Genomic DNA, 19,006 nt, shown 5'->3' on the forward strand with positions numbered 1-19,006 from the left:
CTTCAACCGTGTTGCCTTCGCCGCGGCACACGTCGTCGTCGACCCGCTGGCCGACAACGATCCCTGGCTTGATCGCAACATCGACTGGGAGCGCACGATCGCGTTTCGCGAATATCTCTGGGACCTCGGTCTCGGCGTCGCCGAGGCCATGGACACGGCGCAACGCGGGATGGGGCTCGATTGGGCCGGCGCAAAGGAGCTGATCACCCATGCCCAGTCGGCGGCACGCGGCCGTTCCGACGCTTTGATTGCCTATGGTGCGGGTACGGATCACCTTGCATCCGGTCCTGACGTCAGCGTGGATGACGTCATCAGGGCCTACGAGGAACAATTCGCCTTTGTCGAAGGGCAGGGCGGCCGTATCATCCTGATGGCAAGCCGCGCCCTGGCGGCTGCCGCCAAGGGACCGGATGACTATGTCCGCGTCTATGACCGGATACTCTCCCAGGTGCGCGAGCCCGTCATCATTCATTGGCTCGGCGACATGTTCGATCCGGCGCTCAGCGGCTACTGGGGCTCCAAGGACGATCTTNTGGCGCCGACCGTCCCGCTCTCAAGGCATATCTTCAAGGCGCCGACGCGTTTCTACAAGACCGGCGTGGTGTTCCTCGCCTATCTGAACGGCTTCCAGAACCATTTTCATATGCTCGGCGGCCAGCAAAGCACGCGCTCCATCCTGCATCTTTCGGAACTCTTTCGCCTTGCCGACAAGGCTCGCGTCCTACGTGATCCTGATATGGCGGCAACACGGATGAAGACGATACTCGCGACTGCTGGAATTTAAGTACCTGCTTCCGGCAGAGAGGGCCGGCGGTTGGGTGGGAGGACAAGCAGAATGGCTGTCGAAGGCCTTTCCATCAATCTCGCCACCGTGCGAGAACAATACAACATGCGCGAGGCTGTCGAGGCCTGCTTGAAACAGGACATCACGGCAATTGCGCCCTGGCGTGACCAGGTTCATGCGATCGGTCTCGATGAAGCCGCGCGCATCGTCGCGGACAACAGGCTCCGTGTGACCGGCCTCTGCCGCGGAGGCATGTTTCCCGCCGCCGACGCGGACGGACGGGCGGCAGCCATCGATGATAACAAGCGGGCCATCGATGAGGCCGCGGCACTGAACGCCGACTGTCTCGTCCTCGTTGTCGGCGGGCTTCCCCCCGGTTCGCGCGATATCCGCGGTGCTCGCGAGATGGTCGCCGAGGGCATCGAGGCAATCCTGCCGCATGCGCGGGCTGCCGGAATTCCCTTGGCGATCGAGCCGTTGCATCCGATGTATGCGGCCGACCGGGCTTGCGTGAACACGCTGGAGCAGGCCCTCGACATCTGCGATCTCCTGGGCGACGGCATTGGCGTTGCGATCGATGTCTACCACGTGTGGTGGGATCCGGAGCTTGAAGATCAGATCGCTCGGGCAGGGACGTCGAATAGAATTCTGGCTCACCATATCTGCGACTGGCTCGTGCCGACCCGGGACCTGCTGCTTGACCGCGGCATGATGGGCGACGGTGTCATCGACCTGAAGCGTATCCGCAAGGCCATTGAAAAGGCTGGATATTTCGGCGCTCAGGAGGTCGAGATATTCTCGGCTCAGAACTGGTGGAAGAGGCCCGGCCATGAGGTGCTTTCCACATGCATCGAACGGTTTCGCACCGTCTGCTGAGCAAAGCGTGATTTGGCACCCTTGCTGAAATTTTTCTGGCCCTTGTAACGTTCGGCTGCGCCGCGCCGTAGGGGGCATACGGGGTGGATTTCCAATGTAGATCGTAGGCGGAAAATCAGTCGGCCACCGAACAAGGCGCAAGCCTCGGGAGGGGCACGGTTGTTACCTCCATTGCCGTGTGCACTGAAACGACCATGGGAGACGTAATGTCGACGATCGAAAACAATGACGACAGCCTCGCTGCGCGCAAATCCTTGAATGAGGCTATGAGTTCCCACGTTTCGGGGGATCTTCCGACGGCGGAAAAGCACTATGTGCAGGTCTTGAACCGGGACTACCGCACCGAGGATATCCTGCCGCTCTTGGCCGGCATCGTCGCGAAGCGCGGCGACTACGAGCTCGCACTCTACTATTGGGATAGTTTGCTGACCCTGAAGCCCGGCCATCTGGTCGGCCTTCTCGAAAAGGGCGGCATTCTGCACAAGCGCGGCCAATTGGCCGATGCCATTGCCTGCTACAAGCTGGCGCTCTCGGTATCGCCCGGCAATCCGCTGATTCTCAACAATCTCGCTGTGACCATGTCGGATGCCGGTCGCCGGGATGAGGCATTGGAGATGTTTCATCAGGTTCTCCGACTGCAGCCAGACAATATCGACGTCCGGCACCAGATCCGGCGTCTGTCTTCGGCGATCGTGCCCTTCTGGCATATTGCGATGATGAACGATCAGCCGAGAAACGATGCGTTCGAGGCCGCGATCAAGCGCGCCATCGAAATGCGCGGTGCTGAAGCTCAGATCCTGGATATCGGCTCGGGAAGCGGCCTGCTCTCGATGATGGCGGCCCGAGCTGGTGCCAGGAATATCGCTACCTGCGAAGCCGTCCCCGTCATTGCGAAGACCGCTGCCGAGATCATTGCCGATAACGGGTTCGAGGACAGGATCAGTGTCGCTGCGAAAACATCGCAGGATCTGGTGATCGGCAAGGACATGGAGAGTCGCGCCGATATTCTGATCTCGGAGATTCTTTCAAGCGACCTGCTGGCCGAGCATGTCATAGCGACGTTCGAAGATGCGCATTCAAGGCTTCTCAGCGACGATGCGATCATCATCCCGCGCGCGGCGACGGCGCTCGGGTGCCTTGTGGCAAGCGACACCCTTGCCGAATATGCCCATGTCCAGACGGCCTCCGGCTTTGATGTCTCCCGCTTCAATGCCTTGGCACCGAACCGCCTGCCCCTTCACGGGACGATGACAGGCTGGACGCGCCTATCGGACGATTTCGAATTGGTCAGCATCGACCTTACGCAGCCGAAACATGCAGCGGCGAGCAGGAAGATAAGGCTGCCTGTCAGCGTTTCGGGTCGGGCGACCGGTATCGTGCAGTGGATGCATATCGACCTCATCGACGATATCACCTTCAGCAACCATCCGGACGATTACCATGACGGCGGCTGGCTCCAGGTGCTGCACACCTTCCCCAAGCCGGTTGAGGTTATCGCGGGCCAGACGATCGAACTGGTCGTTGGCCATGATCGCAGCAGCCTGATAGTGATGCCTGCGTAAGAGGGGTCATCCGGTTGGCAGCATGATGGTTGGCAACCGGAACCGCTGGATGGCTAGCCGTCAGCTGCCATCTTGATGGCAACCCTGTCGGGGTCTATATTTGCTGCAAAGGAGATTCCGATGGTTGAACCTCAACTCTCAGTCAGAAGTGCTAAGGCGCGTGATCTCGCCCATCGCCTAGCTCGCCGAGAAAATCGTTCGATCGCGGAGATCGTTGAGAGGGCATTGGAGGCCTACGATATCCGGGAAACTGGGCGTGAGCCTGCGTCTTCCTTCTATCGTCGGCTTTCAGAAAAAAGTGGTACAGATATCGATCTGGAAGACGTTATCCGAGAAGGTCGCCAGCCTCACAAGGGTATCGACCTTTGATCCTGCTCGATACGAATGTCGTCTGGGAAACATTGAAGAGATATCCCGACGAAGCTGTTGTCGCATGGCTTACGCGCTACGACTCCGAACTCGCGTTGCCGACTGTGACAATTGCTGAAGTTGCTTTCGGCATTCAAAAAATTAGGCCCGATCAACGGGCGGATCGTCTGGAGCAAGGTCTTTACGAATGGCGCAGACGTTTTGCAGACCGGATATTCGGATTGACGGAAGAGGCCGCTCTTGCCTACGGCGAAATCATGGGATCCGCGGCACGCCAGGGGCGTGTGATGTCCGTGCCTGATGGCATGATCGCCGCGATAGCGCGGGGTAAACGGAGGCAAACTTGCGACCCGTAACCTCAGCGACTTTAGTACCACGGGCGTCGAATTAATTTCGCCATGGGACTTCTAGAACGCCGCCGTTCTTTTCGGCGGCGTCTTTGAGTTCATTTGATCGGCGATCCAATCAGTTCCCGAGAATACCGGGCAACCGCAAGCCTTTTTCCTTGGCGCATTCGATGGCGATGTCATAGCCCGCGTCGGCGTGGCGCATGACGCCGGTGGCCGGATCGTTCCAGAGCACGCGCTCCAAGCGCCTTGCCGCGTCATCCGTGCCGTCAGCGCAGATGACCATGCCGGAATGTTGGCTGAAGCCCATGCCGACGCCGCCGCCGTGGTGCAGTGACACCCAGGTGGCGCCCGATGCGGTGTTGAGCAGGGCGTTCAGCAGCGGCCAGTCGGAAACGGCGTCCGAGCCGTCCTTCATCGCTTCCGTCTCGCGGTTCGGCGAGGCGACCGAGCCGGAATCGAGGTGGTCGCGGCCGATGACGACAGGGGCCCTCAGTTCGCCGTTCTTCACCATCTCATTGAAGGCGAGGCCGAGCTTGTGGCGGTCGCCGAGGCCGACCCAGCAGATGCGCGCCGGCAGACCCTGGAAGGCGATGCGCTCCCTGGCCATGTCGAGCCAATTGTGCAGGTGCTTGTTGTCGGGCAGCAGTTCTTTCACCTTGGCGTCGGTCTTGTAGATGTCTTCCGGATCGCCCGACAGAGCCGCCCAGCGGAAGGGGCCGATACCGCGGCAGAAGAGCGGGCGAATATAGGCAGGCACGAAGCCCGGGAAGGCGAACGCGTTTTCGAGACCCTCATCCTTGGCGACCTGGCGGATGTTGTTGCCGTAGTCGAGCGTCGGAACGCCGGCATCCCAGAAGGCAACCATTGCCTCCACATGCGCCCTCATCGAGGCGCGGGCAGCAACTTCGACGGCCTTCGGGTCGCTCTCGCGCTTGGCCTTGTGCTCGGCAACGGTCCAGCCGGCCGGCAGGTAGCCGTTGCGCGGGTCGTGAGCCGAGGTCTGATCGGTGACGATGTCGGGGCGCGGGCCGCCGGCCTTCATCCGCTTCACAAGCTCGGGAAAGATTTCGGCGGCGTTGCCGAGCAGGCCGACGGACTTGGCTTCGCCGGCCTTGGTCCACTTGTCGATCAGCGCTAGCGCTTCGTCGAGCGTCCTTGCCTTCTCGTCGACATAGCGGGTGCGGATGCGGAAATCGATGCGGGTCTCGTCGCTTTCGACGGCGAGGCAGCAGGCGCCGGCCATGACGGCCGCCAGCGGCTGCGCGCCGCCCATGCCGCCGAGGCCGCCGGTCAGGATCCACTTGCCCCTAAGGTCGCCACTGTAGTGCTGACGACCGGCTTCGACGAAGGTTTCGTAAGTGCCCTGGACGATGCCCTGCGTGCCGATATAGATCCACGAGCCGGCCGTCATCTGGCCGTACATGGCAAGACCCTTCTTATCGAGCTCGTTGAAATGATCCCAGGTCGCCCAGTGCGGCACGAGGTTGGAATTGGCAATCAGGACGCGCGGCGCGTCCTTGTGGGTGCGGAATACGCCGACCGGCTTGCCCGATTGAACCAACAGGGTCTCTTCTTCCGTCAGCGTCTTCAGCGTTTCGGCAATCTGGTCGAAATCGGCCCAGGTGCGGGCGGCGCGGCCGATGCCGCCGTAAACGACCAGTTCGTTCGGATTTTCCGCCACATCGGGGTCGAGATTGTTCATCAGCATGCGCAGCGGCGCTTCTGTCATCCAACTCTTGGCGTTCAGTTGGTCGCCGCGCGGGGCACGGATTTCGCGGATGTTGTGGCGTGGGTTGCTGGTCATGTCAGATCTCCAGAGAGGGCAGGATACCTGCGGAAACGGAAAGGTTGAGGGCGGCTGTTGCGACGAGATCGCCTGCGGCCCTGAGGTCGGTCGCCATGTAGCGATCTTCTTCGAGCGAAGGGACTGCGGCGCGGATGGTCGAAATCGCCTTCTGCAGTTCCGGGCTGGTGGCTAGCGGGCTGCGCAGTTCCACACCCTGTGCCGCCGTCAGCGCCTCGATGCCGATGATGCCGAAGAGATTGTCGGTCATGCCGAGCAGGCGGCGGGCGCCGTGGCAGGCCATGGAGACGTGGTCTTCCTGGTTGGCCGAGGTCGGCGTCGAATCGACAGAGGCCGGGTGCGACATCTGCTTGTTCTCGCTCATCAGCGCCGCCGAAGTCACTTCGGCGATCATGAGGCCAGAGTTCAGGCCCGGCTTCTTGGCGAGAAAGGCCGGCAGGCCATAGGAGAGGGCCGGATCGACGAGCAGCGCGATACGTCGCTGCGCGATCGCCCCGATCTCGCACACGGCGAGCGCGATCTGATCGGCGGCAAAAGCGACCGGCTCGGCGTGGAAATTGCCGCCCGACACGACGGAATTATCGGAGAGAACCAGCGGGTTGTCGGTGACCGCATTGGCCTCGATCTCGAGGGTGCGGGCCACGGAACGCAGGAGATCCAGGCAGGCGCCATCGACCTGCGGCTGGCAGCGGATGCAATAGGGGTCCTGCACTCGCTCGTCGCCCTCGATATGGCTCTGGCGGATCACGGAATTGTCGAGGAGAGCGCGCAGGGCAGCTGCCGTATCGATCTGGCCGCGATGGCCACGCAGCGTGTGTATGTCTGGATGGAAGGGAGCGGATGATCCCATGGCCGCATCTGTCGACATGGCGCCTGTTATCAGCGCGGCCTGGGCCGCACGGTGGGCGCGGAAGAGCCCGGCAAGCGCCAACGCTGTCGAAACCTGTGTGCCATTGATCAGCGCAAGGCCTTCCTTGGCCGCAAGTACGACTGGCTTGAGGCCGGCCTTATCAAGTGCCGCAGCGCCATCCATCCGCTGGCCGGCGAAAAAGGCCTCGCCTTCTCCCATCATGACGACGGCCAGATGCGCAAGTGGAGCGAGATCGCCGGAGGCTCCAACCGATCCCTTTTCTGGGATGACGGGGATGACGCCCTTTTCGAGCATGCCCTCGATCAGCCGAACGAGATCAAGCCGGACGCCCGAGGCGCCGCGGCCGAGTGAGACCAGCTTCAAGGCCATGATCAGGCGCACGACGTTTTCCGGCAGCGGCTGGCCAACGCCGCAACAATGCGACAGGATCAGATTGCGCTGCAGGGTGGCGACATCGGCGCTGTCGATCTTGATCGACGCGAGTTTGCCGAAGCCGGTGTTGATGCCGTAGACCGGTGCATTGCCGGCGGCGATCTCGGCGATGCGTGCCGCGGCTTTTGCAATGCCGGCGTCAAAGGACGGATCGAGCCTTGCCGGTTCGCCGCTCCAATAGATTGCGGAAAGTTCGCTCAGCGAGACGGAGCCGGGATGAAGCGCGATGGTCATCGGTCGATCCTTTCGCCCTTGAAGACACGTGCATGGAGTGGATTGAAGCCGATGCGGTAGACCAGTTCGGCCAGGCTCTCGACATTCCAGATCGCCAGATCAGCGGATTTGCCGACCGCCAGCGTGCCGGTTTCGTCGAGCAGACCAAGGGCGAGTGCACCTTCGCGTGTGGCGCCGGCGATACATTCCTCGACGGTCAGGCCGAAGAGCGTGGCCGACATGTTCATGGTCAGAAGCAGCGAGGTCAGCGGCGAGGTGCCGGGATTGCAGTCGGTGGCGATAGCGATATGGGCGCCGGCGTCGCGGAGCGCCCTGACCGGCGGCTTCTGCTTTTCCTGAATGGCGTAGAAAGCACCCGGCAGCAGGACCGCAACGGTACCGGCCGCAGCCATGGCGCGGGCGCCGTCTTCATCGAGATATTCGAGATGGTCGGCGGACAGCGCCCCATAGGAGGCCGCGAGTTTGGCTCCGCCGAGATCGGAGAGTTGCTCGGCGTGAAGCTTTACCGGGATGCCCAGCGCCTTTGCCTTATCGAACACGCGGGCGATTTCGTCAGTGGAGAAGGCGATGCCCTCGCAAAAGCCGTCGACGGCGTCGACGAGCCCTTCCGCATGCGCCTGCTCAAGTCCGGGCAGAACGACATCGCTTATATATTCGTTGTTGCGGCCCTTGTATTCGACCGGCGTCGCATGGGCGCCGAGATAGGAGGTCAGGACGCGGACTGGGCGAATTGTTTCGAGCGCGCGGGCCGCCTGAAGCATCTTCAGCTCGGCTTCGACGTTCAGTCCGTAGCCCGACTTGATCTCGATCGTCGTCACTCCCTCGGAGAGCAAGGTATCGAGGCGCGGTAGGGCTGCTTCGACAAGACCGCCGACGGAAAGCGCGTTGGTCGCCTTCACGGAGGACACGATGCCTCCGCCGGCGCGTGCAATTTCCTCGTAGGTCGCGCCTTCCAGCCGCATCTCGAATTCACGGGCGCGGTTGCCGCCATAGACGATGTGGGTGTGGCAATCGACGAGGCCGGGTGTGACCCAGCGGCCTTCGAGATCGACAATCTCCGCCTTCTCGATCGCAGCCACGGGAAGATCGCTCTCCGCGCCGACGAAACTGATCCGACCGCCCTCGGTGACGAGCGCGCCTTTTTCGATGATGCCCAACCCGGCCTGATCTGCGGCGAGCGTCGCCAGGCGCACGTTGCGCCAGAGGCGCGGACGGGCCTCGATGTCCGAGCTGCGCGCCAAAAAACTGTTCCCACTCATCAGCTTTGCGCCTTTCTTTATTGGGCATCATGTATATACATAATGGAAAAGGTGACAAGTGGGAATTTGTGCGCTTCTGTTGGAAAAGAAAGATGCGCACTGCCAGAAAAGAAGGCCAGAAAAGAAGGCCAGAAAAGAAGGGAAGAGGCCATGACCAGACTTCATGCGGAATCGGTGCTGTTGACGAACGGCTGGCAGAAAAACGTGCGGTTGACCTTGGCCGATGGCCGGATTGCTTCGATCGAAATCGGTGCCGCGCCGGAAGCCGGCGACGAGCGCCATGGGGTTATCATGCCCGGCATGCCGAACCTGCACAGTCATGCCTTCCAGCGCGCCATGGCGGGCCTCGCGGAAGTGCGCGGCCCCGCCAACGACAGCTTCTGGAGCTGGCGGACGGTTATGTACAAATTCGCGCTGTCGATGACGCCTGAACATGTCGAGGCGGTGGCAGCACAGCTCTATATGGAAATGCTGGAGGCGGGGTTCTCTCGCGTCGGCGAGTTCCATTACCTGCATCACGACAAGGATGGCAGCCACTATGCCAATATCGCCGAGCTGGCTGAGCGCATCGGGGCGGCAAGCCTTGAGACCGGCATCGGCCTGACGCTTCTGCCCGTGCTCTACGCTCATTCCGGCTTCGGCGGGACGGCTCCGATCGAAGGACAGCGACGCTTCATCAATTCGCTCGATAGTTTCCAGGCCCTGATGGCCGGCTGCCAAACGGTGGTCGCACGCCTGCCGGGGGCGGAACTCGGTATCGCGCCACATAGCCTGCGTGCCGTCACGCCGGAGGAACTGGCTGCAGCTGTTGGGTCCGCTGGTGAAGGGCCGATCCATATCCACGTGGCAGAGCAGACGAAAGAAGTTGACGATTGCGTCGCATGGTCCGGGCAGCGGCCGGTCGAATGGTTGCTCGACCACGCACCGGTCAATGATCGCTGGTGTCTGATCCATGCGACCCATATGACGGATGCGGAAACGCGCGGCATGGCGCGGAGCGGTGCGATTGCCGGCCTATGCCCGATAACCGAGGCCAATCTTGGCGATGGGATCTTTGCCGCACCGCATTTCCTTGGCGAGGGTGGTCGCTTTGGCATCGGTTCCGATTCGAATATCCTGATTTCGATCCCCGAAGAGCTACGCCAGCTCGAATATTCGCAGCGCCTTGGCCTGCGCGCCCGCAACGTCATTGCCGAAACGGGCGGCTCCACGGCTCGCTCGCTCTTCGAGGGCGCGCTGGCCGGTGGCGGTACTGCGCTGAGGGCCGGGTCCGGTCTTGCCGAGGGAGGTTTCGCCGATATGGTGTCGCTCGACGCGTCCGCGGTTCCCTATCTCGCCGACGATCAACTTCTCGACCAGTGGATCTTTGCCGGCGGCGTTTCCGTCGATTGCGTCTGGGCGCTCGGGCGCAAGCAGGTTGAGCGCGGGCGGCATGTGAAGCGCGAGGCGATCGCCAAACGCTTCGGCGCTGCCATGCAGGAACTGCTCGCCGGCTGAGGCTGGCTCCACTGAACCGTTGCAGCCGAGAGGTGGTTGGGATCACCTTCGCGCAAGGTCCCCGTGTAATTCCTTGCCGGTCTCCGTTGTTTCCGGAGGCAGGTGGGGAAAGGGGGCTTCAATGCTTTCCACGTATCTTGGATATTCGATCGTGAATCGTGATATCCCGGCAGCGCTCGATCGCGTCGCGGCGCAGCCGGCGACAAAGCGAGAGATTGATTACTACAATGCGAATATCGGCAAGGTGAAAACCGTTGACGATTTCATGGGCGATTATCGTCTCTATAATTATGCCGTTCAGGCCTATGGCCTTGACGATGTGGGATATGCGAAAGCCTTCATCAAGAAGGTCCTGGAGAGCGATCTCAGCGACGACAACAGCTTTGCAAACCGCATGTCCGACCAGCGCTACAAGGATTTCGCTGCGGCTTTCAACTTCGGCGGAAACGGTACTGCTGACGTCCAGTCGGAGGCCCAGGAAGACGAGCTGATCGGCCTCTACAAGCATTCGTTTGCCGACGAAGAGACATCGGCAAAGACCGAGGCGGATTACTGGAACGCCAATATCGGCAAGGTAAAGAACGTCAGCGGCCTCCTCAACGACAGTCGCATGCGCGACTTCATGCTGAAGGCCACGGATATCGATCCGACCTATGTGTCGAAGGATTTTCTCAAGTCCGTTCTGACGAGCGATCCGAACGATCCCAACAGCGTCGCCAATCAGAGCGGCATTGCCGGCTTCAAGACCCTTGCCGGATTGTTCGATTTCAAGGCCGACGGGACATTGTCCGGCGATACGGCCCAGACCGCCGACCAGACATCTAAGCTGGTGGAGGCCTATCACCTGACCGTTCCGTCCTATGTCACGGAGACGGCGGCGAAGTACAACAAGGCCTATTACGAAAGCAAGATCGGGTCGATCACAACCGTTTCGCAGCTGACCGGCGATCCCCGTCTTTTCGCCTATATCAAGTCGGCGTTCAACATGCCTGCAACGCTGAGTGCGACGTCGGCGGAGTCGGTTTTCAAGAGCAATCTGGATGATCCAAAGAGCGTTGCAAACATTCTGGGGCTTGCCTCAGCGGTCAAGAAGTTCAATTTCAACCAGGGTGGGACGCTTCCCAGTGGAACCCCGGCTCAGAGCGATGAGCAGATAAAGCTGACTTCGAAAGACTATCTTGCCAACTACAGTAGTAGCCATGATCTGGATGTGACCAACGCCGCCAACAATTTCATCAATCGCACGACCAGCGGCATCAAGACGATCGACGACTTCTTCCTGAGCAACAAGGACGACAAGAGCCCGTTGAACGACAAGCAGCCTGAACTGTACGAGGTTGCGCTGCGGGCCTACGGGATCGAACCGGATACGATCACCAAATCGGACCTTCGCAAGGTTCTGACAAGCGATCCCTATGATCCCAAGAGCTACGTCAACTCGCTGAAGGACGACCGTCTGGTGAAACTCGCCAAGGCGTTCAATTTCGACAGCGACGGCAAAATCACAACGCCCCTGGAAGCGCTGTCTCAAAATCAGATCAGCAAATATGCGTCCGACTACAAGAAGCAGAAGACCGTCTTGCTGACAGGCGCACAATTGACGGCGGCTAAGAAGACTGTGCAGGACGATACCGACTATTTCAAAGAGACTATGAGCAAGGTGAAGACAGCGTCGGACTTCCTTGCCGACAAGAAGCTTGTTTCCTTCGTGCTGACTGCCGAGGGCCTGGACCCGAAGACCTATGAGAAGGACAAGGACTTCCTAAAGAAGGCTTTCGCTGCGGATCCGGACGACGCGAAGAGCATTCTCAACAAGCCCGAAAACGCCAAGATCAAGGATATCGTCGTCTCGTTCAACTTCGACACCAAGGGTAATCTGACGCGGGACACTTCAGGCGTTGCCCAGTCGGAGATCGGGTTGAAGCAATTGAACGCAACGTTTCTTCGTCAAACCCTGGAGAACCAGGAGGGAGAGACGAGCGACGGGGTTCGGCTCGCACTCTATTTCGAGCGCAAGGCTTCCGGCGTGACCTCGATGTTCGACCTGATGGGGGACAAGGCTCTGTTTCAGGTCATCACGACGACGTTCAACTTGCCGAGCGGCATATCGAACATGGATGTCGACAAACAGGCCGAGGCGTTGAAGCAGTTCATCGACATCAAGGACCTGCAGAATCCGAAAAAAGTCGATTCGTTGCTGAAGCGGTTCACGGCGATGTACGACCAACAGAATGGCACTGCCAATTCGCCATCGCTTTCCATCCTAACCGGGGGGGGAGCGGTCGGAATCAACGCGGACACGCTCCTTTCCATCGCCCAGCTTCGGTCGCGCTGACGGGGTTGTCCGAAGAGATTGGGAAACATTTGCCGCGGGCCGCTATTTGGCCTGCGGCGGTGTTATGCTGGCTTCCAGCTGGCCGCCATTGGCTGCCTGCCCTTCGCCCGAGGGGTTTAGGACTACGAGACTCAGGATCGAAGCGATCATCAGAACTACGACGGCAATCATCACTCGCATACGGTATCCTCATCAACCTTCGCGACAAAACGCTTGGCGATGGGCCTGGGTTCCCGTAGCGTTGCTGATCTACTGTTGCGATGGGCTCTGCTGATTGGGCATCAGACCCTCGGACTCGCGCATGGGCTGCGAGGGGTTGACCAGCAATATGCTGAGAATGACCAAAACCAAGGCAAAGATGAGGGAAAGGCCGATCAGTAGGGGGCGGATCGCCATCGCTCGCTGCTCCGTTCATTAGTGTGACCGTTATGGGACAAATAACACAAGAGCACGAGGTTTTTGAGGCAGTTGCCCATGGGGAACCCCCTTTGGGATGATAGTTTGATCGGTTCATTCAAGACAGCCGAGTTGAGTTGTTCTTACCGTGTTGCTGGCCTGACGCTGCTTTATCCACGGGAGGATACTATGCGTGAACCTGACATGCAGAAACTCGACGCCTTCGTTAATCGATTGCTCGGAGATATCGGGGCGGCCACTTCCGGCGCCCTCGTTATTCTTGGAGATCATCTCGGTCTCTTCAAAGCCATGGCCGATGGTGAACCGCTGACGGCAGCGGAGCTTGCAGGCAGGGTGGGCGTCAAGGAACGCTACGTGCGGGAGTGGTTGTCCGCACAGGCGGCATCCGACTATATCGTCTACGACGAGCGGACCGACCGCTTCAGCCTGACACCGGAGCAGGCGATGGTCTTTGCGCAGGAAGACAGCCCCGCCTTTTTCATGGGCGCCTACGATATGATACAATCCATGTGGATGGATGAGCCGAAGGTGGCCGAGGCGTTTCGCACGGGCAAGGGCCTCGGCTGGCATGAGCACAGCCTGTGCCTCTTCCGCGGGACCGAGCGATTCTTCCGGCCAGGTTACAACAATCACCTCATTGATGAATGGATCCCCGCGCTCAAGGGCATGAAGGAAAAGCTGGAAAGAGGGGCAAGGGTGGCCGATATCGGTTGTGGCCACGGGGCATCCACGATCCTCATGGCCCGGGCCTATCCCGAATCCAAATTCCATGGCTTCGACTATCATGGTCCGTCCGTCGAGCGGGCGCGCGAGGCGGCGAAGGAAGCCGGCGTGTCCGATCGCGTGACGTTCGAACAGGCGCCGGCAAATCAGTTTGCTGGACAAGGCTATGATCTCGTTGCCATGTTCGATTGCCTCCACGACATGGGCGACCCTGTTGGCGCCGGTCGGCACGTCAGGGAGACGTTGGCGCCGGATGGCATCTGGATGATCGTCGAACCATTTGCCCATGACACGCTGAAGGAAAATCTCAATCCGGTGGGCAGGGTCTACTATTCCGCCTCAACCATGATCTGCACGCCTGCCTCGCTATCCCAGGATGTGGGGCTCGGACTGGGTGCGCAGGCGGGAGAAATGAAGCTCCGCAAAGTCGCGATGGATGCTGGATTCCATCATTTCCGGAGGGCGACGGAAACGCCGTTCAATATGGTCTTCGAGGTGCAAGCCTGAGCGAACCCGAGTTTAGATAGCAGCTCCGGGGAGCCCGGGTCCATCCGCGGGCTTCCCCTCTCGATCTGCTTGACAAGCTTCTCTGCGCTGGGCAGGTTTTGCCCATGCGAAACCCTTCTTCCAAAGCGGACGAGATTCTTCAGTCCGCCGGCAACCTGATCATTCTCGGCGGATATAACGGATTCAGTTACGCTGATATTTCTGAATCCGTGGGTATCAGAAAGGCGAGCATCCATCATCATTTTGCGACCAAGGCCGACCTTGTGCGGACCGTTGTGGCGCGCTACCGCGAAGGCGTTCGCGCGGCGATGGCGTCGCTGGAGGCGAGCGTTCCGGATCCGGTCGCGCGATTGCGCGCCTATACCGGCTATTGGGAGGCCTGCATTCGCGATAGCTCGGCGCCCTTCTGCATCTGCGCCATGCTCGCGGCGGAGCTTCCGGTGCTGCCGCTTGATGTGGCGGTCGAGGTGCGTGGCCATTTCCGCGATCTTTCCGCCTGGCTGGCTTCGGTGATGGAGGAAGGTGTGCGGCAGGGGCGTTTTTCGTTATCCCGCACGGCTGCCGACGAGGCGGCCACGTTTATGGCAACGGTTCATGGTGCAATGCTCTCGGCGCGCGTCGAAGGCGACGAGGCGGCATTTGCTGTGATCGTCGGGCCGCTGTTTGATCGGCTTTCAGTCCGTCATTGATCACGGGTGCGCAAGCGCCTGTTTGCGATCAAGTCAGCCTCACCATTGTTTGATTGGCCGCTCTGTCGGTGGCTGGATAGGATCGCCCATATCGCAGAGAGACGGATTGGGCGAACGCTTTCAGATTGTTCGTCGCCCAAATCGATCGATCTGGCATCCAGTTGTGTTGTCGGAACGTCTACCGACTAGTAGGTCAGTCAAAGGAGATATAAGATGGATCGTAAGCATCTGGCAAAGGGCGCCTTTGCGCTGGCGGCGGGTATCGTCGTCACGTTCGCCGCTGTTCAGGCAGCAAACGCCGCAGATCGGGTGCGCGTGCGTGGCACCATCGAAAGCCTCGACGGCGATACGCTGAAGGTCAAGGACCATGACGGCAAGGAAATCATGGTGATGCTGAAGTCAGGCTGGGCCGTGGCCGGCGTCGTCAACGCATCCGCTGCCGATATCAAGCCGGGCGATTTTGTCGGCATCGCATCTGTGCCGACCTCCAGCGGCGTCAACGGCGCAATCGAGGTCGTGGTGTTCCCGGCTGCGATGAAGGGCACCGGCGAGGGTGATCGTCCCTGGGACTCCAAGCCGAACAGCTCGATGACCAATGCGACCGTCGCCAATGCCGTCAAATCGGTGAGTGGCCCGACGCTGACACTTACCTTCCAGGGCAAGGAAAAGAAGATCAATATTCCTGATGGCACGCCGGTCGTGACCTTCGCATCCGCGAGCAAGGATGACCTGAAGGCCGGTGCAGGCGTCTTCATCACCGGCGACAGCTCCGGCGATGGCATGGTTTCCACCGATCGCGTCGCTGTGGGTCTCAACGGTGTTGTTCCGCCGATGTGATCCATTCCATGGGCCGCGTCGCGGACGCGGCAGCGGCCCATGGCAAAAAATCTCTCCCGGACTGTAACAAATTGCCGCTAAGCATCGTATTCCTATTCGTGGGAGGGATGACGCCATAGGCGACGATCGGTCCTTCCACTCTTACGAGGAGTACCGTCATGGCCGAGAGCGAAGGTGGTCTGTCGTTGCCATCAGCTAAAACCGTCTACATTCGTCGCCACTCCCTGGTCACGCGCATCTCCCATTGGATCAACGTCCTGTGCCTCAGCCTGCTTTTGATGAGCGGGATGCAGATCTTCAACGCGCATCCGGCACTCTACTGGGGTCAGTATGGTGCGGATGCCGATCCGTCCTGGCTGCAGATGAAGGCAGTCGAGGACGGTGAGACGCTGCGCGGCACGACCCGGATTGGCGACATCACGATCCCGACGACCGGCATTCTTGGCGCTTCCAGGGTTGACGGCGAAATGACCGAGCGCGGTTTTCCGGCCTGGGCGACAATCCCGAGCTATCAGGATCTGGCGACGGGCAGGCGATGGCATTTCTTCTTTGCCTGGCTCTTCGTCATCAATGGCTTCGTCTATCTCGTCTATGGCTTTGCCGCCGGCCATTTCCGCCGCGATCTCGCGCCCTCGGGCGGCGAGCTGAAGCCCCGCAATATCTGGCACGAAATCATCGACCATGCGCGGCTGCGTTTTCCGAAGGGCGACAAGGCGCGGCACTATAACGTGCTGCAGAAGGTCACCTATCTCGTGGTCATCTTCATTCTGCTGCCGCTGATGCTGGCGACCGGCCTGACCATGTCGCCGGGCATCGACGCCGGCTATCCCTTCCTGCTGGACGTCTTCGGCGGACGGCAGACCGCGCGCAGCATCCATTTCATCAGCGCCTGGACGATCGTGCTCTTCGTCATCGTCCATCTCGTGATGGTCATTCTCTCTGGCCTCTGGAACAACCTCCGTTCCATGGTGACCGGGCGCTATGCTATCCGCACCGAAGGATCGAACATATGACCTCGATCATAAACCGCCGACGCTTTCTGATCGGTTCCGGGGCCGCGCTCGGCGCAGTGGGACTGACCGGGTGCGATGATGTCGTGCAGAACGAGAACGTGCAGAAGGTCCTGGCGATGGCCGAGCAGCTGACCATGCGCAGCCAGCGCCTGCTCGTGCCGCAACAGAAGCTCGCGCGCGAATTCACCGAGAAGGATATCTCTCCGACCTTCCGCCCGAACGGCACCAGCCAGCCGGGTAGCGAGGAATATGCTGCGATGGTGGAGAACGGCTTTTCCACCTGGAAGCTGAAAGTCGATGGCCTGGTCAACCAGCCGATGGACCTCTCGCTCGCGGATCTGAAAAAGCTGCCGTCCCGAACGCAGATCACGCGCCACGACTGCGTCGAAGGCTGGAGCGCGATCGGCAAATGGACCGGTGTGCCACTTGGTCTCCTGCTGCGCAGCGTCGGGGTGAAGCCGGGCGCGCGTTATGTCGTCTTCTACTGTGCCGATGAGCTCGAACAGACCCTTGACGGCAGTGGCCGCTACTATGAAAGCATCGATCTTATCGACGCGTTCCATCCGCAAACCATTCTTGCCTATTCGATGAACGATAAGGATCTGGAAGTCGCCCATGGCGCTCCCTTGCGCCTGCGTGTCGAGCGTCACCTGGGCTACAAGCACGCCAAATACCTGATGCGCATCGAGGTCAGGGACAAGTTCAGCGATATCTGGGGCGGGAATGGCGGCTTCTGGGAAGACCGCGGCTATGAATGGTACGCCGGCATCTGAGCCGGCTTTCAGGCCTGGCTTACCGAAGGCAGGTCGCTTTCCCGCGACGCGATGAATGCGATGGCCTGGTCTGCGGGAACCGCTTTTCCGAAGAGATAGCCCTGTCCGATATCGCAGCCATGGTTGACGAGATAGACGAGTTGGCTGTGTTCCTCGATCCCTTCCGCCGTTGTCTTGATGCCGAGGCTGCGGCCGAGGCCCAGCATGGCGCGGACGATCTTTTCCTGCCGCTCCTCGCTGCCGTAGGTGGCAACGAAACTCTTGTCGATCTTGATCTTGTCGAAACGATAGCGTGCCAGCTGCGCCAGGCTGGAGTAGCCGGTGCCGAAGTCATCGAGTGCAATCTGGACGCCGGCGCCGTGGAGTTCGTCGAGAATGAGTGCGGCGATCTCCGGCTCCTGGATGAGCGCATTCTCGGTAATTTCGATCTCGAGCCGATGCGGCGGCAATTGTCCCTTGGCGAGAATGCGCAGAATGCGCGTCGCGAGCAGCTTGTCTTCCATCTGCACGGGCGAGACGTTGAAGGAAAGCGTAATGTGATCCGGCCAATGCCGGGCATCGAGACAGGCCTGCTTGAGGAGATTCTCGAAGAGTTCCGTGATCATGCCCGTCTCTTCGGCAATGCCGATGAAGGCGGGCGGAGGAATGCTTATACCGTCATTGTCGGTCCAGCGTGCCAAGGCCTCGAAACCGCAGAGATCGCCACTCCTAAGATTAATGAGAGGCTGATAGAAGGGCCGGATTTCGTTTTCCTGGATCGCCGCGCGCAGTTTCGATTCCAGTGCTGCCCGCTCGGTCACCTTGTTTTGCATCGCCTCTTCATAGGCGAAATAGCGGTTCGGTCCCTGGCTCTTCGCCTCATACATCGCAAGATCGGCGCAGTGGGCCGCTTCCTCGAGATTTGCGTCCGCCATCGTCGTTGTCGCGTAGCCAATGCTGGCGCCAACCTCCGCAGGGAGGGACCCGATATGGATGGGGCGCGTCAGCGCATGGATGATCATCCGTGCGAATTTCTCTTCGCGCTCGCGCGTCAATCCGGTTGCGACGACGATGAATTCGTCGCCGCCGAAACGATAGACGCAACCGACATCGCCGAGCGCGCTCAGGCGCCGTGCGACCTCGATCAGCAGGGCATCGCCGCCCTTGTGTCCGACAAGGTCGTTCACCTTCTTGAATCCGTCGAGATCGACGGAAAATACGGTGACCGTCTGGTCCTCCGGCTCGCCGTCATCATCCGAGGATCTCATCTGGCGGCGGCCGAAGAGCCGGCGCTCGAATGCATATCGGTTTGGAAGCTTCGTCAGATGGTCGTGGGTGGCCGTCCAATCAGCGCGTGCCTGGGCTTTCGCGCGCAGGTCCATTTCCTTACGCAGGTCATAGATGCGGAAGATGGAGTAGAGGAAGCTCATGGCGCCGCCGATATTCAGCGCAAGGACCACCGCTTCGGCGCCGTAGCTTCGATAGGCTTCCAGGAACCCCAGAAGGTTCTGCTGGAACTGCAATTCGATACCGAGCAGCCAGAGCGCAAGACCCAGCACCAGCAAACACAGGAACTGCTTTCCCGCCCTCGTACGAAGAAAATCCGACATCCTCACCCCCAACATGTCGAATGTTTCTTATCGTAACATTCTGAAATAAGCGTTGAAATATTGAGGGCGATTTCTCGCAGATTTT

Annotated in this window: 17 protein-coding genes and 1 pseudogene; 12 read left to right on the forward strand and 6 right to left on the reverse strand. The window is 60.1% G+C overall.

What is annotated here, in order from left to right:
- The 5 genes and pseudogenes from DTW90_RS26295 to DTW90_RS26315 all read left to right on the forward strand — a co-directional run.
- Window positions 1-784, forward strand: a 784-nt coding sequence (locus DTW90_RS26295; protein ID WP_149342170.1) for a DUF993 family protein, incomplete at its 5' end; no start/stop codon positions are given.
- 51 nt (window positions 785-835) lie between these two features.
- Window positions 836-1,660 (forward strand): sugar phosphate isomerase/epimerase, encoded by an 825-nt coding sequence (locus DTW90_RS26300; RefSeq protein ID WP_149342172.1) that lies wholly within the window; start codon window positions 836-838, stop codon window positions 1,658-1,660.
- 206 nt (window positions 1,661-1,866) lie between these two features.
- Window positions 1,867-3,222 carry a tetratricopeptide repeat protein gene (locus DTW90_RS26305; RefSeq protein WP_149342174.1) on the forward strand — a complete coding sequence of 452 codons (1,356 nt, stop codon included), beginning with the start codon at window positions 1,867-1,869 and terminating at the stop codon, window positions 3,220-3,222.
- A gap of 120 nt (window positions 3,223-3,342) precedes the next feature.
- Window positions 3,343-3,591 carry a type II toxin-antitoxin system VapB family antitoxin gene (locus DTW90_RS26310; protein WP_132524555.1) on the forward strand — a complete coding sequence of 83 codons (249 nt, stop codon included), beginning with the start codon at window positions 3,343-3,345 and terminating at the stop codon, window positions 3,589-3,591.
- Window positions 3,588-4,002 (forward strand): annotated as a pseudogene (locus DTW90_RS26315) (type II toxin-antitoxin system VapC family toxin). Before DTW90_RS26310 ends, DTW90_RS26315 begins: the two are co-directional and overlap by 4 nt.
- A gap of 54 nt (window positions 4,003-4,056) precedes the next feature.
- Here DTW90_RS26315 and hutU read toward each other — a convergent pair.
- Genes hutU through hutI form a run of 3 tightly spaced genes read right to left on the reverse strand, consistent with a single transcriptional unit; the run spans window position 4,057 to window position 8,541 of the window.
- The gene (gene hutU, locus DTW90_RS26320; protein ID WP_132524551.1) at window positions 4,057-5,745 is read right to left on the reverse strand and encodes a urocanate hydratase; all 1,689 of its coding nucleotides are present in this window, start codon (window positions 5,743-5,745) and stop codon (window positions 4,057-4,059) included.
- Window position 5,746: 1 nt separating this feature from the next.
- The gene (gene hutH, locus DTW90_RS26325; RefSeq protein ID WP_149342176.1) at window positions 5,747-7,282 is read right to left on the reverse strand and encodes a histidine ammonia-lyase; all 1,536 of its coding nucleotides are present in this window, start codon (window positions 7,280-7,282) and stop codon (window positions 5,747-5,749) included.
- On the reverse strand, window positions 7,279-8,541 hold the full coding sequence (hutI, locus tag DTW90_RS26330) for an imidazolonepropionase (protein WP_132524547.1): 1,263 nt from the start codon (window positions 8,539-8,541) through the stop codon (window positions 7,279-7,281). Before hutI ends, hutH begins: the two co-directional genes overlap by 4 nt.
- 150 nt (window positions 8,542-8,691) lie before the next feature.
- Between hutI and DTW90_RS26335 the strand changes: the two genes are divergently transcribed.
- Together DTW90_RS26335 and DTW90_RS26340 are read left to right on the forward strand one after the other, a co-directional pair.
- Complete coding sequence (locus DTW90_RS26335; protein ID WP_149342178.1) at window positions 8,692-10,038, forward strand: formimidoylglutamate deiminase; 1,347 nt, start codon at window positions 8,692-8,694, stop codon at window positions 10,036-10,038.
- Between the two features lie 151 nt (window positions 10,039-10,189).
- Complete coding sequence (locus DTW90_RS26340; RefSeq protein ID WP_246665057.1) at window positions 10,190-12,373, forward strand: DUF1217 domain-containing protein; 2,184 nt, start codon at window positions 10,190-10,192, stop codon at window positions 12,371-12,373.
- 42 nt (window positions 12,374-12,415) lie between these two features.
- Here the strand turns inward: DTW90_RS26340 and DTW90_RS37245 are convergent, their stop codons facing one another.
- Together DTW90_RS37245 and DTW90_RS37250 are read right to left on the reverse strand one after the other, a co-directional pair.
- Window positions 12,416-12,553, reverse strand: coding sequence for a hypothetical protein (locus tag DTW90_RS37245; protein ID WP_188080057.1), 138 nt, complete (start codon window positions 12,551-12,553; stop codon window positions 12,416-12,418).
- A gap of 69 nt (window positions 12,554-12,622) precedes the next feature.
- Window positions 12,623-12,769: a hypothetical protein gene (locus DTW90_RS37250; RefSeq protein ID WP_188080058.1), complete on the reverse strand. Its 147-nt coding sequence runs from the start codon at window positions 12,767-12,769 to the stop codon at window positions 12,623-12,625.
- Window positions 12,770-12,958: 189 nt separating this feature from the next.
- Here DTW90_RS37250 and DTW90_RS26345 point away from each other — a divergent pair, with 189 nt between their 5' ends.
- The 5 genes from DTW90_RS26345 to DTW90_RS26365 all read left to right on the forward strand — a co-directional run bounded on the left by DTW90_RS26345 (window position 12,959) and on the right by DTW90_RS26365 (window position 17,332).
- The gene (locus DTW90_RS26345) at window positions 12,959-14,020 is read left to right on the forward strand and encodes a class I SAM-dependent methyltransferase (protein WP_149342182.1); all 1,062 of its coding nucleotides are present in this window, start codon (window positions 12,959-12,961) and stop codon (window positions 14,018-14,020) included.
- A 104-nt stretch (window positions 14,021-14,124) separates the two neighbouring features.
- A complete protein-coding gene (locus DTW90_RS26350; RefSeq protein ID WP_132524539.1) occupies window positions 14,125-14,709 on the forward strand; it encodes a TetR/AcrR family transcriptional regulator in 585 nt (194 codons plus the stop codon).
- 213 nt (window positions 14,710-14,922) lie between these two features.
- A complete protein-coding gene (locus tag DTW90_RS26355; RefSeq protein WP_132524537.1) occupies window positions 14,923-15,546 on the forward strand; it encodes a hypothetical protein in 624 nt (207 codons plus the stop codon).
- Window positions 15,547-15,704: 158 nt separating this feature from the next.
- On the forward strand, window positions 15,705-16,559 hold the full coding sequence (locus tag DTW90_RS26360; RefSeq protein ID WP_132524535.1) for a cytochrome b/b6 domain-containing protein: 855 nt from the start codon (window positions 15,705-15,707) through the stop codon (window positions 16,557-16,559).
- Window positions 16,556-17,332, forward strand: coding sequence for a molybdopterin-binding protein (locus DTW90_RS26365; protein ID WP_132524533.1), 777 nt, complete (start codon window positions 16,556-16,558; stop codon window positions 17,330-17,332). The genes DTW90_RS26360 and DTW90_RS26365 overlap by 4 nt, the downstream gene beginning before the upstream one ends.
- Before the next feature lie 8 nt (window positions 17,333-17,340).
- Here DTW90_RS26365 and DTW90_RS26370 read toward each other — a convergent pair whose 3' ends face one another.
- The gene (locus tag DTW90_RS26370) at window positions 17,341-18,921 is read right to left on the reverse strand and encodes an EAL domain-containing protein (RefSeq protein WP_149342183.1); all 1,581 of its coding nucleotides are present in this window, start codon (window positions 18,919-18,921) and stop codon (window positions 17,341-17,343) included.
- Between the last annotated feature and the right edge of the window lie 85 nt (window positions 18,922-19,006).

It is taken from the genome of Neorhizobium sp. P12A (assembly GCF_008365395.1).
Taxonomy (GTDB): domain Bacteria; phylum Pseudomonadota; class Alphaproteobacteria; order Rhizobiales; family Rhizobiaceae; genus Rhizobium.

What these genes read in the sequence shown, in the direction of transcription:
- DTW90_RS26300 (WP_149342172.1), top strand. Translation starts at nt 836, where the DNA reads ATGGCTGTCGAAGGCCTTTCCATCAATCTCGCCACCGTGCGAGAACAA.
- DTW90_RS26305 (WP_149342174.1), top strand. Translation starts at nt 1,867, where the DNA reads ATGTCGACGATCGAAAACAATGACGACAGCCTCGCTGCGCGCAAATCC.
- DTW90_RS26310 (WP_132524555.1), top strand. Translation starts at nt 3,343, where the DNA reads ATGGTTGAACCTCAACTCTCAGTCAGAAGTGCTAAGGCGCGTGATCTC.
- hutU (WP_132524551.1), bottom strand. Translation starts at nt 5,745, where the DNA reads ATGACCAGCAACCCACGCCACAACATCCGCGAAATCCGTGCCCCGCGC.
- hutH (WP_149342176.1), bottom strand. Translation starts at nt 7,282, where the DNA reads ATGACCATCGCGCTTCATCCCGGCTCCGTCTCGCTGAGCGAACTTTCC.
- hutI (WP_132524547.1), bottom strand. Translation starts at nt 8,541, where the DNA reads ATGAGTGGGAACAGTTTTTTGGCGCGCAGCTCGGACATCGAGGCCCGT.
- DTW90_RS26335 (WP_149342178.1), top strand. Translation starts at nt 8,692, where the DNA reads ATGACCAGACTTCATGCGGAATCGGTGCTGTTGACGAACGGCTGGCAG.
- DTW90_RS37245 (WP_188080057.1), bottom strand. Translation starts at nt 12,553, where the DNA reads ATGCGAGTGATGATTGCCGTCGTAGTTCTGATGATCGCTTCGATCCTG.
- DTW90_RS37250 (WP_188080058.1), bottom strand. Translation starts at nt 12,769, where the DNA reads ATGGCGATCCGCCCCCTACTGATCGGCCTTTCCCTCATCTTTGCCTTG.
- DTW90_RS26345 (WP_149342182.1), top strand. Translation starts at nt 12,959, where the DNA reads ATGCGTGAACCTGACATGCAGAAACTCGACGCCTTCGTTAATCGATTG.
- DTW90_RS26350 (WP_132524539.1), top strand. Translation starts at nt 14,125, where the DNA reads ATGCGAAACCCTTCTTCCAAAGCGGACGAGATTCTTCAGTCCGCCGGC.
- DTW90_RS26355 (WP_132524537.1), top strand. Translation starts at nt 14,923, where the DNA reads ATGGATCGTAAGCATCTGGCAAAGGGCGCCTTTGCGCTGGCGGCGGGT.
- DTW90_RS26360 (WP_132524535.1), top strand. Translation starts at nt 15,705, where the DNA reads ATGGCCGAGAGCGAAGGTGGTCTGTCGTTGCCATCAGCTAAAACCGTC.
- DTW90_RS26365 (WP_132524533.1), top strand. Translation starts at nt 16,556, where the DNA reads ATGACCTCGATCATAAACCGCCGACGCTTTCTGATCGGTTCCGGGGCC.
- DTW90_RS26370 (WP_149342183.1), bottom strand. Translation starts at nt 18,921, where the DNA reads ATGTCGGATTTTCTTCGTACGAGGGCGGGAAAGCAGTTCCTGTGTTTG.